A 13523-nucleotide genomic window follows, 5' to 3' on the forward strand; every position below is an offset into this window, starting at 1 on the left:
GACGACGCCATGTCACCCTTCGCAGTATTGAGCATCTACGCCGCGCTCTCACGCCGCAGGGCAGGGCGCTGGGGCATCCGGACGTCAGCACGTTGGGAGACTTGTGTGCGTCGATCCCTGTCAGCGCGACACCCGCACGTCCACCGCTGTCGAATCCCGCACTGACCGCAGCAGGCGGTCGGCTTACTCGACCCGCCGCTCGGCCAGTTCAGGCGCCAGCAGCAGGTGGGTCGCCGCGCCAACCGCGGCCCGGCGCACCGAAGAATCCGCGTCGTCCAGGAATGGCGCGACGCGTGCGTATAGGTCGGGGCGGATGGCTCGACACGCGTCGACCGCCCGGGCATCCCAATCGTCGTCTTCGTCGTCGTCTTCGTCCGGTTCCAGTTCGCCGTAGGCGGCGGACTCGGCAACGCTTCCCAGCCATTCCAGCAGCGCGGCCCGCAAAAGGCGCTCGCGCTCGTCCCACGGTAGGGCGCTTTCGCACAACACGAGGGTGCGCGGGTCATCGAGGATCCCCGCCACGAACAGGGCGGCCGGTGCCGTAGCGGAGTAGATCGTGCCCTGATGCAGGACCGCAGCGTCAAGGTAGGCAAGCACCTCACCGCACAGCGCCGCATCTTCGCTGAGTAACCGCACCAGTTGGACCGGGGTATCGGAGGCCGAGTCGTAGGCGTGTTCCAGGCTGTCCCAGTCGGTGTCCTCGAGCACGGCACGTGGAGAACGCATGATCCGATCATGCACTAGTACTCCAGCCGGGGATTGTGATCACGGCTCGGTGAGGGCTTGTCGGGCGTAGTGGCTGTTCATGGCTTGTGCTTGGTGTCGGCGTCGGCGGATTGACCAGAGCAGTGGGTCGCGGTGTCGGCGGGTGGGTTCGATGATCAGGATGTTGAACAGGTGGCGTAGCTCGTTGACGGTCAGCGGGATCAGCCCGGCGGGTTCGGGGTGGCGGCGGTGGGCTGTCGCGGCGGCGAGGAAGGCGTGGGCGAGGATCGTCAGGGTGGTCCAGCGGTGCCAGGACGTCCAGCGGCGGTGTTGGTGCTGGTCGAGGCCGAGTCCGGTCTTCGCAGCTTGGAATGATTCTTCGATCTTCCAGCGGCGGCCGGCCACCAGGACGAGGGTGCGTAGCGGGACGGGTTCGGGTGACCAGCAGCGGTAGAAGGCCAGCTCACCGTTGCGGCGGTTGCGGCGGATCAGCAGCCAGTGGTGTCCGCCGTGGCCGTCGGCGGCGTGCGGCAGGGCGGTGAAGGACCAGTCGTAGTAGCGATAGCCTTTCGCGCCCCGGCCGGCGGACACGCGCTGCCAGGCGGTGGTAGGAAGGCCGGCGGCGAGCGCGTCGACGCGGTAGACGCCGACGCCGGTGATCACCTGATGCGAACAGGCCACGGCCAGGACGTAGCCCAGTCGCAGCTGACGGAGTTGGGCGGCCAGGCGCGGATCGTTGCCGTAGGCCTCGTCGCCGGCCACCCATCGGCAGGGTAGCCCGGCGGTGACCGCTGTCTCGATCATCCGGGACGCCAACTGCGGCTTGGTCGCGAACCGCACCTGCTCAGGGACACCGGCCTCGGCGCGGCGCTCGGCGTCGTCGCACCAGGATTTCGGCAGGTAGAGCGCCGTGTCGAGCATCGCGTGCCCAGCCTCGGTGGCGTAGACGAGGTGCACGGCGAGCTGACAGTTCTCGATTTTCCCGGCCGTGCCCGAATACTGCCGCTGGACGCCGACGGTGTGCCGGCCCTTCTTCAGATCCCCCGTCTCGTCGATGACCAGCACCGCCTCGGCATCACCGAGGTGCTCGCCGACGAACTCGCGGACATCAGCGCGGACCGCGGCATCGTCCCACTTCACCCGGGTCAACAGGTCCTGCATCCCGTCCGGGCCCATGTCTCCGGCATGCTCGGCGATCGTCCAGCAATTCTTGGACGGTAACGGCGCGAGCAGGCCCCGCACGAAGTCACGCACCCGGCGACGAGGCTCCGGCCTGCGGAAACGTTGCCCGACCGTCAGCATCAGGTCGTCGAACAACCCCCGCCACCGCTGAGCGTCTACCCTGTATCCGGCAGCCACCGCTGCATCATGGTCAGTCCACACAACCGCCCATGATCGACGGTGGCTGCCCTCGTTCCCACACCCCATCACACCGCAGCTCAGCCATGGTCAAGATCCCCGGCTCCAGTACTAGGGCCAGATGTTCCTTCAACCATGATCGGTGAACCTCGACAAGCGGACGACGCTGAGAAAAGCGATCTCAGCCTTGGCCAGGTATCCGGATCTGCCGCTGGCCGCGCGACTTTGCCGAGGAGCGGATGCGGTCAAGAGCGTTCGGTCGGTTGACGGTAAGGGACCATGGCAGCGTGAACGAGCGCCAGCGCCAGTCGCACCTTAAGCAGTTGAGTCGACGCCAGGAGGTGGTCGGCTTGCCCATGATCGCGTTGCGCCACCATGCGTACCTAAGCCCGTCATCGACCGACCACTGCTGGCATCGCGAGCCGCGTGCGGTTGGTATCGGGGCCGATGGTCAGGCAATCGCGCTGTGGGATCACCACGCTGCCCGTGCGCGCCTGTTGACTCGCCATGGAGTCGGGGCTGAGGACCACGACGCGGTAATCCTGGGCGGAGCGCGTCGGGCCGACTTCATCCAGCCTCTTCCGGATGGCCGAGTCTTACTCGTTGATGCCCGCACCAGGGGTACGGCCGAGAGTGCGGAGGTGTGGAACAGCGCCGGTGGCTGGGAAGGCGGCGGGAATCTCGGCGATGCCGTGGAGCATGTCCTGGCCACAGCGAGCGGCGACATCTGGGTCGGCTACTTCGACGAGGCTGCGGCGTCTGGCCGAGGCCTCGGCGGGCACGGTCTGGTCCGCTTTGACTCCGACCTGCAGCCCCGATGGTGCTACCCATTCAACGCCGACCTGCCTCGCATTGACGATTGCGAAGCACTGAACGTCCAGGGGGAGACCGCCTACGCGCTTGTGTACAACGCTCATCACCTCGTGAGTGCGCGCGGTAGGCGCGGCGTTGACCACGGAAGGGCGCCGAAGGGCGGAGTCGTGGCAGTGCTCGTCGACGGTGAGCGGGCGGCGCTGATCGGAGGCTATGGGGCTGACTACGACCTCGTCACGCCTGTACGCATCGATGCCGAGGGTGTACAGGTGGCCGGCGGGCAATCCCGCCTGGTTCTGCCCGACGGTATGGAGATACGGAACGCGCGCTGGACCTGCCGCGGTCCAGAGCTGCACGTCCTGATCAATGGCTCGTGGTACCGCGCAAGCCTCGACGACTTCCACCCCGCAGCCTGAGAACGCCGACATGAACGTCCGCTTCTGCCGCAAGCCGCGCGCTGGTCCGGGGACCCGGTGTCGGGATCGGCAACAGTGGCACACTTCGCTCGTGAACGCGACGGAGGCAGTCGGCCGGCTCTCGGAGATCGTGGATTCTCTCGCGGCGCAGGGCTTCGACACCCGACCACTGGTGGTCGATTCGCCCGCTTCGCCAGGCGAGGTCGATGCGGTAGAGGGCCAACTGGGGTGCAAGCTGCCGACGTCGTTGCGGCACTGCCTGACGGCCGTCGCCAGCCGGGTGGAGTTCGCCTGGTTCGCGCCCACCGGGCACACCTTCCCTGATCCGTTCCGCGAGATCTTCTCCGGAAACCTACGTTGGTCACTCAACGGTCTGCCCGATTTGATAACGGCAGTCCGAGGATGGGTTGACGACGTGTTCCCGGACCCGAGTGACCCCTACGACAGGGTCTGGCATCACAAGCTGCCATTCATGGAGGTCGGCAACGGCGACTACCTCGCGCTGGACTTGGACGAGGACGAGCACGGCCGAGTGGTCTACCTCAGCCACGACGACGGTGAAGGCCACGGCCGGACCATGGCTACCTCGTTCGAGGACTTGCTCATCCGCTGGATCCCCCTGGCCTGTCCGGGAGCCGAAGATTGGCAGTGGCTGCCGTTCTGCGCACGATCAGACGGGGGCCTCGACCCCTCGTCCGCGATAGCCCGCGAATGGACTGCGCTCGTACACCTCAAGAGCGGCCCACCCGCAGTCGAGGGACTGTGAACATCCGGATCTGCCGCGATCCGCGCGTGGCGGAGCGTGACGGCGGCCGCTACCGCTCGGCATCCTGATCTGCCGATGTGCGGATGGTTGATCACGCCGCCTGTCGGACGCAGTGGCGATCGCCGGGTCAGCGGATGGTGGCGATGAGGCGTTGCAGGGAGGCGTTGGCGGGCGGGCCCCAGGTGGGTTTGCCGCCGGGGCCGCCGTCGTTGCCGATGAAAATGCAGCCGAGGGCGCGCCACACCGCCCAGCCGCGAGCGCGTCGCAGGGTCGCGGTGTCCAGGGTTGGCTGGTAGGCCGTGTGGAAGCGGTCGATGGCGCCATCCGGTAGCAGGATCCACGCGGCGGCGAGGTCACATGCCGGGTCACCGGCGCAGAGGTCACCGAAGTCGATCACGCCGCAGAAGGACCCGTCGGCAGTGAGGACGTTGGCCGGGTGCAGGTCAGCATGGATCCACAGTGCCGGACCAGTCCATTCAGGCGCGGTGACCGCGTCGCGCCAGACGGCGTTGACGGCGTCCAGGTCACGGATCAGCCCTCGCTCGGCAGCGGAGGCGAGTCCCTTGGCGACCCCTTCTGCTCGGTCGGCCAGCGGGCCGCCGCGGTCCCGGCCGGCGGGCGCGCCGTCGGGGGCAGGTTGGTGAAAAGCCGTCAGGAAAGCGGCCAAGGACTCGGCCGCGTCCGCTGCGCGCGTGACAGGGGTGCGGTCTGCCGGTGTGCCCGGAACCCAGGTGGTGATGAGCCATGGCCGAGGGAACCGTTCGGAGGGCTCGCCGAATCGCTGCGGGACGGGGATCGGCAGCGGAAGGTGCGGGGCCAGCATGGGCACCCAGGTGCGCTCTTTGCGCAGCAGTGCGTCCGAGTCCCTGGTCGCCCAGGGAAGCCGGACGGCGAGGTCGTCGCCGAGCCGCCACAGTTGGTTGTCCCATCCACGCGCGCCCAGACGTACCGGGTGATCAGCGAGGTCGGGGTGCTGGTCGCGTACCAGGTCCCGGACCAGCTCCGCCGTGATCTCGATCTCGACGTGGGTCATGCGGAGCAACAGTAGTCCTGCAGCGCCGCCTGTTCACCCGGCAGCGGATCGCCGTCAACTGCTGCTTACACCGGTTCGTATCGCGCTTCGTCTGGTCCGCCGCCCGCTCACTGCGCGATCCGCGCGCATGTCGCAGGTCAGTTGGCAGACGCGTGTCGCACATCAGTCGACGGAGGACAACCGCTGAGGCCCGCGCACTGCCGAATTCCCCTCTTTAGGATCAAGGCGGCCCGCAAGCGGGCCGCGCCGGCCCGGCCCCGGCCTGCTGGCGACCTCCGGCCGGCATCGGCCGGGCCGGCCGGCCACGTTGACGGACGACCAGGACCCTGAAGACCTCGGGGCTCCGCCCCGAACCCCGGCCCTCCTCAGAGATCTGCCGGGATCTCCTCGACGTGCACCACGAGGGCTACCAGCTTCCCCGGACGGGGCCAAGGTCGTTCGTCCGGTAGGGCGCTCCACCTTGTCCCCGTCCGGGGAAGCTGGAAGGTCTGGCGACTGCCCGACGAGGAGATCTCGCTCCCTGCGGTTGGTACGCTGCGCGCCCACAAGAGGGGGAGGGACGTTGTGGGCAACTTCCTTGACCGGTTCCGCAAGCGCGCTGTCCCGGTTTACGCCGAACCCGCAGAGGAGATGCGGCACACCACCGAGCTGTGTTTCTGCTGCGGGCAGCCAACGGATCTCCATAACCGGCAAGCCCGGTTCCGGCTGCCTGATCCTGTCCTTGACACGCCCAGGCAGCACCGGGCAAGTGGTGCCTGGCTGAGTCATGCGACCCCGGACGCTTCGGTGATGATGCAGGTCCCCGGGGTGGGTGCCTTCGTGCGGGCACTGCTTCCCGTGCAGCTGACCGGTGGCTTCAACGCCACGTTCGGGGTGTGGATCGCCCTTGATCCCGCTGACCTCCAGCGCGCGGCCGCGGTGTGGTCAGAGCCGGAGTATCAGGACCTACGGCTCCAGGGTTGGCTCGCGAACGCCCTCCCGGTTTGGGGCCTGCTCGCTGCCGCGGTCGAGCTGGAGGTGCGTGACCCGGAGCAGACGCCGTACTGCACGCACAGTTCTGACCCAGGTCTGGCCAAGGTGCTCGCTGACGTCTGGCCGCATGAGGATGTGCTGCCGAAGCTGCCATGAGCTTCACGGCGTCAACAGGGCAGCGGTCCGCATCTGGTCCGCAGAAGGTCGATGGACGGCGGGAAGCCGTGCGAGATGTCGAGAGCAGTTCTTGCTGTAGACCCTCATCCTGCCCTGTGACCGATGCCGGCGCGGGAGTTCGCCTGACTCCTCAACCAGTCCCAGTGACAGCAATGGCTCCGGACCGAGGGATACCGACATGGACAGCGGCGACGGCAGGGCCAGCGATGAGAGCCGAGCACGGACTAACCTGACGCGGTGTCAATCGACAGCAGCGAGTTCGAGGCGTGCCGGCGGCTTTTCACCTACCGTGCGGGCATCTGGCTCTACCGTTTGGCGATCCTCTTGGCTGTTTTTCCGTTGCCGTTCCGGGCGGCGGGTGTGCGGCTGATGTCCCCACAGGGGGCGGCGACGATGGCTGCGGTTGATGTCATCCTCGTGTTCGCCGGCCATCGTCTCGTTCTCCGCTCCCATCAACGAGCGGGGTACTTCGGCGACGGCTACGACCCGCTCCGGCCGCCGGGCGGCCTGGTTGCCCGAGACGTGTTCCGCCTGACGTACTGGTAGCCGCATGGGTGCGACCAGCCTGCGGCGGTTGTGCCGGGCTGGTCAGCCGAGCGGAACGACCTGGAACCGGCCCACGTGCCCGTTGCGTGCCCGATGGGGTGGGCGACGACGGTCAACTGCGGTCAGCTCCCGGGCGTGGCGGCCAGCATGGCGACGCAGCTTAAGCCAGGTGATTGCCGAGCGGCTTCCGCCCGTGTCCACACTTCCTAAACCGTGTGGCGGTACGCCCCAGGCCGCAACTCAGTTGAGTAGTCCCGGAACCCGCTCCTGAAGCTTGGCCACCACCCGCGACAGCCCGGCGTCCAAGTCGTCGCCGTCCCACCGCACGAGTTCCCCGCCCAGCGGCTTGCCCGACACCAGCACCGTCCAGCGACCCCGTTCGCGTTCGCCGTCCATCTTGACGATGGCGACCAGGCCGCGATCCCCGAGCTGGACCAGCAGCTCGGACAGGCACTCATCCAGCCCCATGGCCGCGTATTGGATCACGACCGCTCAGAGACGCGGCAGTCCGCATCCAGTCCGCAAGAGGTCGACGGACGGCGGGGGAGTGGTGTGAAACGTCGAGAGATGTTTCCGCTGCTAGAGCCTCATGTGCCCAGGTCGGCGGGGCAGGCATTTTGATCTCATAATCCCTCAGTCGCGGGTTCGAGTCTCGCACACGCCACCACACAAAACCTGGTCAGCCATGGTGCCGACCTCAGCTTCGACCGACCTCGGCCGGTTGACGCCGACGCTTGACAAACGCCATTGAGACTCGGCCGGTAGGGCGCTCCACCTTGTTGCCATCCGGGGAGGCTGGACGGTCTGGCGACTGCCCGACGAGGAGATCCGCACCACCCAGAACTCCCATCCACAAACCTGCTTGGATGACCGCCACGGCTGGGAGCGTCACTCAAGGTCCTCTCCGCCGCCGATAGCCGCAAAGTCGAAACAGGCATGGGCATCTGACGCGTCACCGAAGCTTCTCGTCGGGCTCGGACGGAAGCTCAGCCAGCAGCCGATTCAGCTCCGCCACCTCGACCTCCGTCGTCGCTAGGCTGGCCCCAAAGCCATGATCAGCCAACTTTCTGTGGAGCTGCTTCACCAAGACTCCAACGATGGACTGAACGTCCAATCCATTGGAGATCGCGGGAATCGCACCAGAGTCGGATTCACGCTGGACGCCAGTGTAAAACTGATGGCCGCCGCCTGATGTCGCCCGTAGAGCATCTGGCCGCCGGCGCCAAACTACGATGCACCGTGGTCCAACTGTTCCGTCGCGGACCCCTTGGTGAGCCTCAAAGTTGAGCCTGGCGAGCTGGTCTGCGATCAAGTGGTCCGAGACCTTGCCGTGGTCGTGCGCATTAGCGAGCCTCATCAAGGCTCGCTGCCACCCCGTCCCCTTCCGGGCAAGGTAGAGCCCGCCCGTTCCACCGACGGCAAGACGAGGGCTTGGCGATCTCGGCTCAGTCGTGCGCTGATGGCTCGTGTAGCGGTACCAGTGCCGCCGCGTCTTGCGGTCGACGATGTTGTCGATGCTGTAGAGCCTCGGCCCGATGTCTCTGATGAAAGCCGGAATGATGATGAAATGAGCGCCCCCCGGCATCGACGCCAGATGCCTCGGCAGCTCCTTATTCGCTGCAGCGGAGAGGATACCTAGGCTCTGTTCGAAGGTCAGACCTCCGTGGCCTCGCAGAACTGCGCTCATCCAGTCGGACGGCTGCGTCCCGCGCGACGTGGCACCAAGACCCGCGTACGCGAGGAGGCCTACGCCATCGGTGGTCTGGAGGTCCATGACCTTGATGGCATCATCCACTGGCGGACGGCGGCCGCCGTACGACAGCCGCCGGTCCACGACCAGCCACATGCTGTCTCGGCTGTGCACGCTGAGCACGAGGGTCACACGTGCATGCTTTCACAGCGGGGTCGTACAGGCCGTATGGGTTTCGATTGCCCTCGATGCACGGTGGGCACCGACCCGCCCGCACACACGCCCCGCGGAGCAGCACGAGATGGACCGCGAGGAACGGGGCGGACATGGCCCTGACATTTTTCGACTAGGTGACGGCGTGCCAGCCACGTGCCAGTAGCCGGAGCCCCGAACGGGCACGAGCGGGCACGAGCTGCTACCCACTCCTCTGCCAGGAGCAGGCGTTTCGGGCATCTCGGGGCCTTGATCCTCGTCCTTCCAAACTGACGGTGCGGCGCGAAGCCCGTCAGCGCCAGGCCGCGGACGGTCCACGACCACCACCGTCGCCGAGCTGCTGCGGCGCACGCACGCCGCGGCCTGAGGTCCCCCCTCTCGGCGCCACGGCAGAACGCGCAACCGCCATTGAGACTCGGCTGGTTAGACGCTCCACTTGTCCCCGTCAGGGGAGCCTGGACGGTCTGCGACCGCCCAACGAGGAGATCCCCTGCATCTTGTTCTTGCAGTTCGACCCCGACCGGCTTTTTCGTGGAGTCCGATAGGTCGGGCTACTAGGCTCGCGCGAATGCCGGTACATCCACACCCCGAAGACCCCGCCGAATCGCTGCTCTCGACCGACGACGGCACGGCGCTCGCCCAGATGCGCCTACGTGACGATGCGGGGACGCGCGTCGCGGCTGAGGTTCGGCCGCTGCCCGGGGCGGCCTTGGGCCAGCTTGCCGCGCAGGCGCGCCGTGATCTCGCGGGCTTCCGTTTGGAGACGTCCGATGACGGCTTGGCGGCCGCGTTGGTGGCCGGCGGTCTGAAACTGGACAGGGCCGCGACCGACATGCGTCACGGTCTGACCGACGTACCCGCGCCGGTGGCGTTGCCTGACGGATGGTCCCTGGGCGCCCCGGGCTGGGACGACGATCTGGCCGAAGGTCTGGCAGCGGCGTACGGGCCGGGTCATCCGGACGGGGCGTGGCAGGCCAGTGACACCGAGCAGGTTCGGGCGATGTTCGACGGCGGTGAGCCGGTACCGCCGCTGCTACCCGCGTCGGCCCGCCTGATGGATCCCGAAGGGCGCAGCGCCGGCCACGTCCTGTGCGCCGGACCGGTGCCGTGGACCGACGATGTCTGCGCCTGGGTCCTCAACCTCGCCGTGGCGCCTCGCGCACAGGGCCGCGGGTTTGGCCGGGCACTGCTCACGCACGCATTACGGGGCGCGCGCGAGGCGGGGCTGCCGGCCGTCGGCCTGTCGGTGGCTGACGGGAACTCCGCCCGCCGAATGTATGACAGCGCCGGTTTCCATCCCCTCACCCGGGTGCTCTCGGTGCTTCTGCCCGCGTCCTCCGATCCGCCGGTTTGTGTGCCGGCCGAGCAAGCGTTGTGAGAACACCGGGTAGGGCAGTGATCTACCACCAGATGGCCACACGGGTGGCCTGCGTCAGTCCTCATCCAGTCCTTAAGAGGTCGACCCGAGACCGCTGACAGTGAGAGATGTCGAGAGGGCCGCTGGACGGACAACCTCGGCGAGACGCGCACGCAGTTGTTCGAGCGGAAGGTGGATGCCGACCGCCACGACGCCAACGTGCGCGCCGACCTGAGCCGGGGCCAGTACATCGATGACCGGGCGGGCCGCATCACCGTCACGGCCCTCGCCTCGCTGTGGCGAGACGCCCAACTCCACACCGACAGCACAACCGTCCGGGTGGAGCATGCTGTCCGGCTCCACGTGCTGCCGGGGCTGGGCCGGCAGCAGATCAAGGATGTCCGCCCGAGCCATATCCAAGGATGGGTACGGGACCGGTCGACGGTCCTTGCTCCGACCACGCTGCGGGTGGTCTACACCTATCTCAGCTCGATGTTCGCCATGGCGGTCCGGGACCGTTTGATCTCGGCCAGCCCGTGCGACAAGGGCATCCGCCTTCCGCCGATCAGCCGGGGGACCCGAGCCCTTCCCACGGCGCAGCAGGTGCACGACCTGGCGCGTCTGCTACCGGCTCGGCTGGCCGCAACGGTCTATCTCGCGGCCGGTTGCGGGCTGCGCATGGGCGAGATCCTCGGCCTGGAGGTGGGCGACATCGACTTCGACGCGCGAGAGGTTCATGTCCGCCGCCAACTCAAGGTGCTCAAGGGTCGTCAGCCGTTCCTCGGCCCGGTCAAGACGAACACCAGCGCCCGCACCGTCGAGCTACCTGATGTAGTAGCGGTGGCGTTGCGTCAGCACCTGGTCGACGGGTGCGACGCGGTCGAAGTCGACGACGACACGGACCGCCGCCGGCCGGTCCGCCGGGCCGCACGCTTGCTGTTCCGGGGTGTCGGTGGCGAGCCTGTCAACGCAGCGACCTTCTCCCGGACGTGGGCGACCGCTCGGGAAGCGGTCGGCCTGCCGGCGCGGTGGGGGATACACGGACTGCGGCACTACTACGCGACGGTGCTGATCCACGCGGGCGCATCGGTGAAGACCGTCCAACTCTCGCTTGGCCACAGCACGCCGACCGTCACGCTCAACACCTACGTCCACGAGTGGCCGGACGTGCTCGATCGGACCCGGCTGCTCATTGACGGCGCGCTCGGTCAACACGGAACGGCGGCCACGCCGGCTGTGAGCCGGGCATGACCGCCGTTCGTGAGGTTGTACCCAACCTGTACCCAAGATCAGTAGCAATCCTGTTGGTCCAGGTCAGCGGCTTGATCCGGCTCAGCAGTCGAAGTACAAGGCGAACTCGTGCGGGGTCGGGCGCAGGCGCACCGGGTCGACCTCGTTGGCCCGCTTCCAGCTCACCCAGGTGGAGATGAGGTCCGGCGTGAACACGCCGCCGTCGAGCAGGTAGTCGTGGTCGGCCTCGAGCGCGTCGAGCACCTCGGGCAGCGAGCCCGGCACCTGCTTGACGTCGCCCCACTCCTCCGGCGGCAGGTCGTACAGGTCCTTGTCGATCGGTGCCGGCGGCTCGATCTTGCTCTTGATGCCGTCGAGGCCGGCCATCATCATGGCCGAGAAGGCGAGGTACGGGTTGCAGGACGGGTCCGGCACCCGGAACTCGACCCGCTTGGCCTTCGGGTTGCTGCCGGTGACCGGGATGCGGGTGCAGGCGGACCGGTTGCGCTGCGAGTAGACCAGATTGACCGGCGCCTCGAAGCCCGGCACCAGGCGGCGGTACGAGTTGACCGTCGGGTTGGTGAACGCCAGCAGCGACGGGGCGTGGTGCAGCAGGCCGCCGATGTACCAGCGGGCGGTGTCCGACAGGCCGGCGTAGCCGGTCTCGTCGTAGAACAGCGGCTCGCCGTTCAGCCAGAGGCTCTGGTGGGTGTGCATGCCGGAGCCGTTGTCGCCGAAGAGCGGCTTCGGCATGAAGGTGGCGGTCTTGCCGGCGGCCCAGGCCTGGTTCTTCACGATGTACTTGAAGAGCTGGAGCTGGTCACCCGCGTGCAGCAGGGTGGAGAACCGGTAGTTGATCTCCGACTGGCCGGCGGTGCCCACCTCGTGGTGCGAGCGCTCCACGGTGAAACCGCCGTCGACCAGGCGACGCACGATCGAGTCACGCAGGTCGGCGTAGTGGTCCACCGGCGGCACCGGGAAGTAGCCGCCCTTGTACGCGGTCTTGTAGCCGCGGTTGCCGCCCTCCTCCTCGCGGCCGGAGTTCCAGGCGCCCTCGATCGAGTCGATGTAGTAGAACGACTGGTGCGCGGAGGTCTCATGGCGGATCGAGTCGAAGATGTAGAACTCCGCCTCGGCGCCGAAGTACGCGGTGTCGGCGATGCCGCTCGCCGCGAGGTAGGCCTCGGCCTTCTTCGCCACGTTCCGCGGGTCCCGGGAGTACGCCTCGCGGGTGAACGGGTCGTGGACGAAGAAGTTCAGCGCGAGGGTCTTCTGCGCGCGGAAGGGGTCGATGAAGGCGCTCGCGACGTCCGGGAGCAGGAGCATGTCCGACTCGTGGATGCTCTGGAAGCCGCGGATCGACGAGCCGTCGAACGCGAGGCCGTCGGTGAAGACGCTGTCGTCGAAGGACTCGACCGGCAGGTTGAAGTGCTGCATCACGCCGGGCAGGTCACAGAAACGTACGTCGACGAACTTCACGTCCTCGTTCTTGAGGTATCGCAGGAGTTCCTCGGGATTGGCGAACACACGTCCTCCTGGCACGTCCACGGGGTGGCTGGGCTCCTGGCGACGCTATGACCGCGCGGTTGCCCGGCGGTGTCTCCTCTGTTTCCGCCGTGTTACGTCCCTCGCGGAGCGTCATCCCGGCCGCTCAGTCACCTCTGGTTCTCCGCTCGGACGATACCTGCCGTAGCCGGGACGCGCTAATTGACACCCTTGGTCCGATTTGGCGGGGGGAGCCCATCCGGACCGGTCCACCTCGCTGGCTACCCTTGACCGCTGTGACCAACCCGCATCACCCGACACCGGTGCCGCCCGCCACAGATCCCGCCTTCACCCCGCCGAGCCTCGGCCGCCGCTTCGGCGCGCTGGTCATCGACTGGGTGCTCTGCCTACTGGTGTCCAACTTCTTCGCCGACCCGGTCCGCGACGGCTGGGCCCCGGTGCTGGTGCTGGTCCTGGAGTACGGCTTCTTCCTCGGCCTCTTCGCCCAGACCCCCGGCATGTACATCACCCGGATCCGCTGCGTCGCCTGGTTCGACGGCGGCCGGATCGGTGTGCTCCGCGCCCTGCTCCGCGGTGTGCTGCTCGCCCTGGTAGTGCCCGCGCTGATCATGGACGAACACCGCCGCGGCCTGCACGACCGCCTCACCGGCTCCGTCATCACCCCCGCCCCCCACCCCACCCGCCCCTGACCCGCACCTCCCGGCGAAAGCCGCAGAACGGGATAGGTGGGGGAATGGGAA

13 protein-coding genes are annotated in these 13523 nt (G+C 67.6%); 7 read left to right on the forward strand and 6 right to left on the reverse strand.

Annotation, left to right across the window (positions count from 1 at the left end; genetic code table 11):
• Nucleotides 1-183: 183 nt before the first annotated feature.
• Complete coding sequence (locus tag SLP03_RS26450; RefSeq protein WP_319463342.1) at nt 184-726, reverse strand: hypothetical protein; 543 nt, start codon at nt 724-726, stop codon at nt 184-186.
• A 39-nt stretch (nt 727-765) separates the two neighbouring features.
• On the reverse strand, nt 766-2007 hold the full coding sequence (locus SLP03_RS26455; RefSeq protein WP_319463355.1) for an IS701 family transposase: 1242 nt from the start codon (nt 2005-2007) through the stop codon (nt 766-768).
• A 344-nt stretch (nt 2008-2351) separates the two neighbouring features.
• On the opposite strand from SLP03_RS26455, the gene SLP03_RS26460 reads away from it, so the two are divergent.
• Entirely contained in the window at nt 2352-3293 is a 942-nt protein-coding gene (locus SLP03_RS26460) for a hypothetical protein (protein WP_319463343.1), read from the forward strand.
• Between the two features lie 91 nt (nt 3294-3384).
• Nucleotides 3385-4059 carry an SMI1/KNR4 family protein gene (locus SLP03_RS26465; RefSeq protein WP_319463344.1) on the forward strand — a complete coding sequence of 225 codons (675 nt, stop codon included), beginning with the start codon at nt 3385-3387 and terminating at the stop codon, nt 4057-4059.
• A 127-nt stretch (nt 4060-4186) separates the two neighbouring features.
• On the opposite strand, the gene SLP03_RS26470 is transcribed toward SLP03_RS26465, so the two are convergent.
• A complete protein-coding gene (locus tag SLP03_RS26470) occupies nt 4187-5092 on the reverse strand; it encodes an aminoglycoside phosphotransferase family protein (protein ID WP_319463345.1) in 906 nt (301 codons plus the stop codon).
• A 564-nt stretch (nt 5093-5656) separates the two neighbouring features.
• Here SLP03_RS26470 and SLP03_RS26475 point away from each other — a divergent pair.
• Together SLP03_RS26475 and SLP03_RS26480 are read left to right on the forward strand one after the other, a co-directional pair.
• A complete protein-coding gene (locus SLP03_RS26475) occupies nt 5657-6220 on the forward strand; it encodes a DUF2199 domain-containing protein (RefSeq protein WP_319463346.1) in 564 nt (187 codons plus the stop codon).
• A 258-nt stretch (nt 6221-6478) separates the two neighbouring features.
• Nucleotides 6479-6787 carry a hypothetical protein gene (locus SLP03_RS26480; protein ID WP_319463347.1) on the forward strand — a complete coding sequence of 103 codons (309 nt, stop codon included), beginning with the start codon at nt 6479-6481 and terminating at the stop codon, nt 6785-6787.
• Between the two features lie 240 nt (nt 6788-7027).
• Here the strand turns inward: SLP03_RS26480 and SLP03_RS26485 are convergent, their stop codons facing one another.
• Together SLP03_RS26485 and SLP03_RS26490 are read right to left on the reverse strand one after the other, a co-directional pair.
• The gene (locus SLP03_RS26485; protein WP_319463348.1) at nt 7028-7255 is read right to left on the reverse strand and encodes a hypothetical protein; all 228 of its coding nucleotides are present in this window, start codon (nt 7253-7255) and stop codon (nt 7028-7030) included.
• Nucleotides 7256-7739: 484 nt separating this feature from the next.
• Nucleotides 7740-8669: a hypothetical protein gene (locus SLP03_RS26490; RefSeq protein WP_319463349.1), complete on the reverse strand. Its 930-nt coding sequence runs from the start codon at nt 8667-8669 to the stop codon at nt 7740-7742.
• Nucleotides 8670-9258: 589 nt separating this feature from the next.
• Between SLP03_RS26490 and SLP03_RS26495 the strand changes: the two genes are divergently transcribed.
• Entirely contained in the window at nt 9259-10068 is an 810-nt protein-coding gene (locus SLP03_RS26495; RefSeq protein ID WP_319463350.1) for a GNAT family N-acetyltransferase, read from the forward strand.
• A 156-nt stretch (nt 10069-10224) separates the two neighbouring features.
• A complete protein-coding gene (locus SLP03_RS26500) occupies nt 10225-11298 on the forward strand; it encodes a site-specific integrase (protein ID WP_319463351.1) in 1074 nt (357 codons plus the stop codon).
• An 81-nt stretch (nt 11299-11379) separates the two neighbouring features.
• On the opposite strand, the gene glnA is transcribed toward SLP03_RS26500, so the two are convergent.
• Nucleotides 11380-12804 carry a type I glutamate--ammonia ligase gene (gene glnA / locus SLP03_RS26505; RefSeq protein WP_319463352.1) on the reverse strand — a complete coding sequence of 475 codons (1425 nt, stop codon included), beginning with the start codon at nt 12802-12804 and terminating at the stop codon, nt 11380-11382.
• Between the two features lie 254 nt (nt 12805-13058).
• Here glnA and SLP03_RS26510 point away from each other — a divergent pair, with 254 nt between their 5' ends.
• Nucleotides 13059-13472 (forward strand): RDD family protein, encoded by a 414-nt coding sequence (locus SLP03_RS26510; protein ID WP_413644750.1) that lies wholly within the window; start codon nt 13059-13061, stop codon nt 13470-13472.
• Nucleotides 13473-13523 lie beyond the last annotated feature (51 nt).

It is taken from the genome of Micromonospora sp. RTP1Z1 (assembly GCF_033804685.1).
GTDB lineage: Bacteria > Actinomycetota > Actinomycetes > Mycobacteriales > Micromonosporaceae > Micromonospora.

Excerpts from the sequence above, each read along its gene's own strand:
- SLP03_RS26450 (WP_319463342.1), bottom strand. The coding sequence starts at position 726 with ATGCGTTCTCCACGTGCCGTGCTCGAGGACACCGACTGGGACAGCCTG.
- SLP03_RS26455 (WP_319463355.1), bottom strand. The coding sequence starts at position 2,007 with ATGCTGACGGTCGGGCAACGTTTCCGCAGGCCGGAGCCTCGTCGCCGG.
- SLP03_RS26470 (WP_319463345.1), bottom strand. The coding sequence starts at position 5,092 with ATGACCCACGTCGAGATCGAGATCACGGCGGAGCTGGTCCGGGACCTG.
- SLP03_RS26485 (WP_319463348.1), bottom strand. The coding sequence starts at position 7,255 with ATGGGGCTGGATGAGTGCCTGTCCGAGCTGCTGGTCCAGCTCGGGGAT.
- SLP03_RS26495 (WP_319463350.1), top strand. The coding sequence starts at position 9,259 with ATGCCGGTACATCCACACCCCGAAGACCCCGCCGAATCGCTGCTCTCG.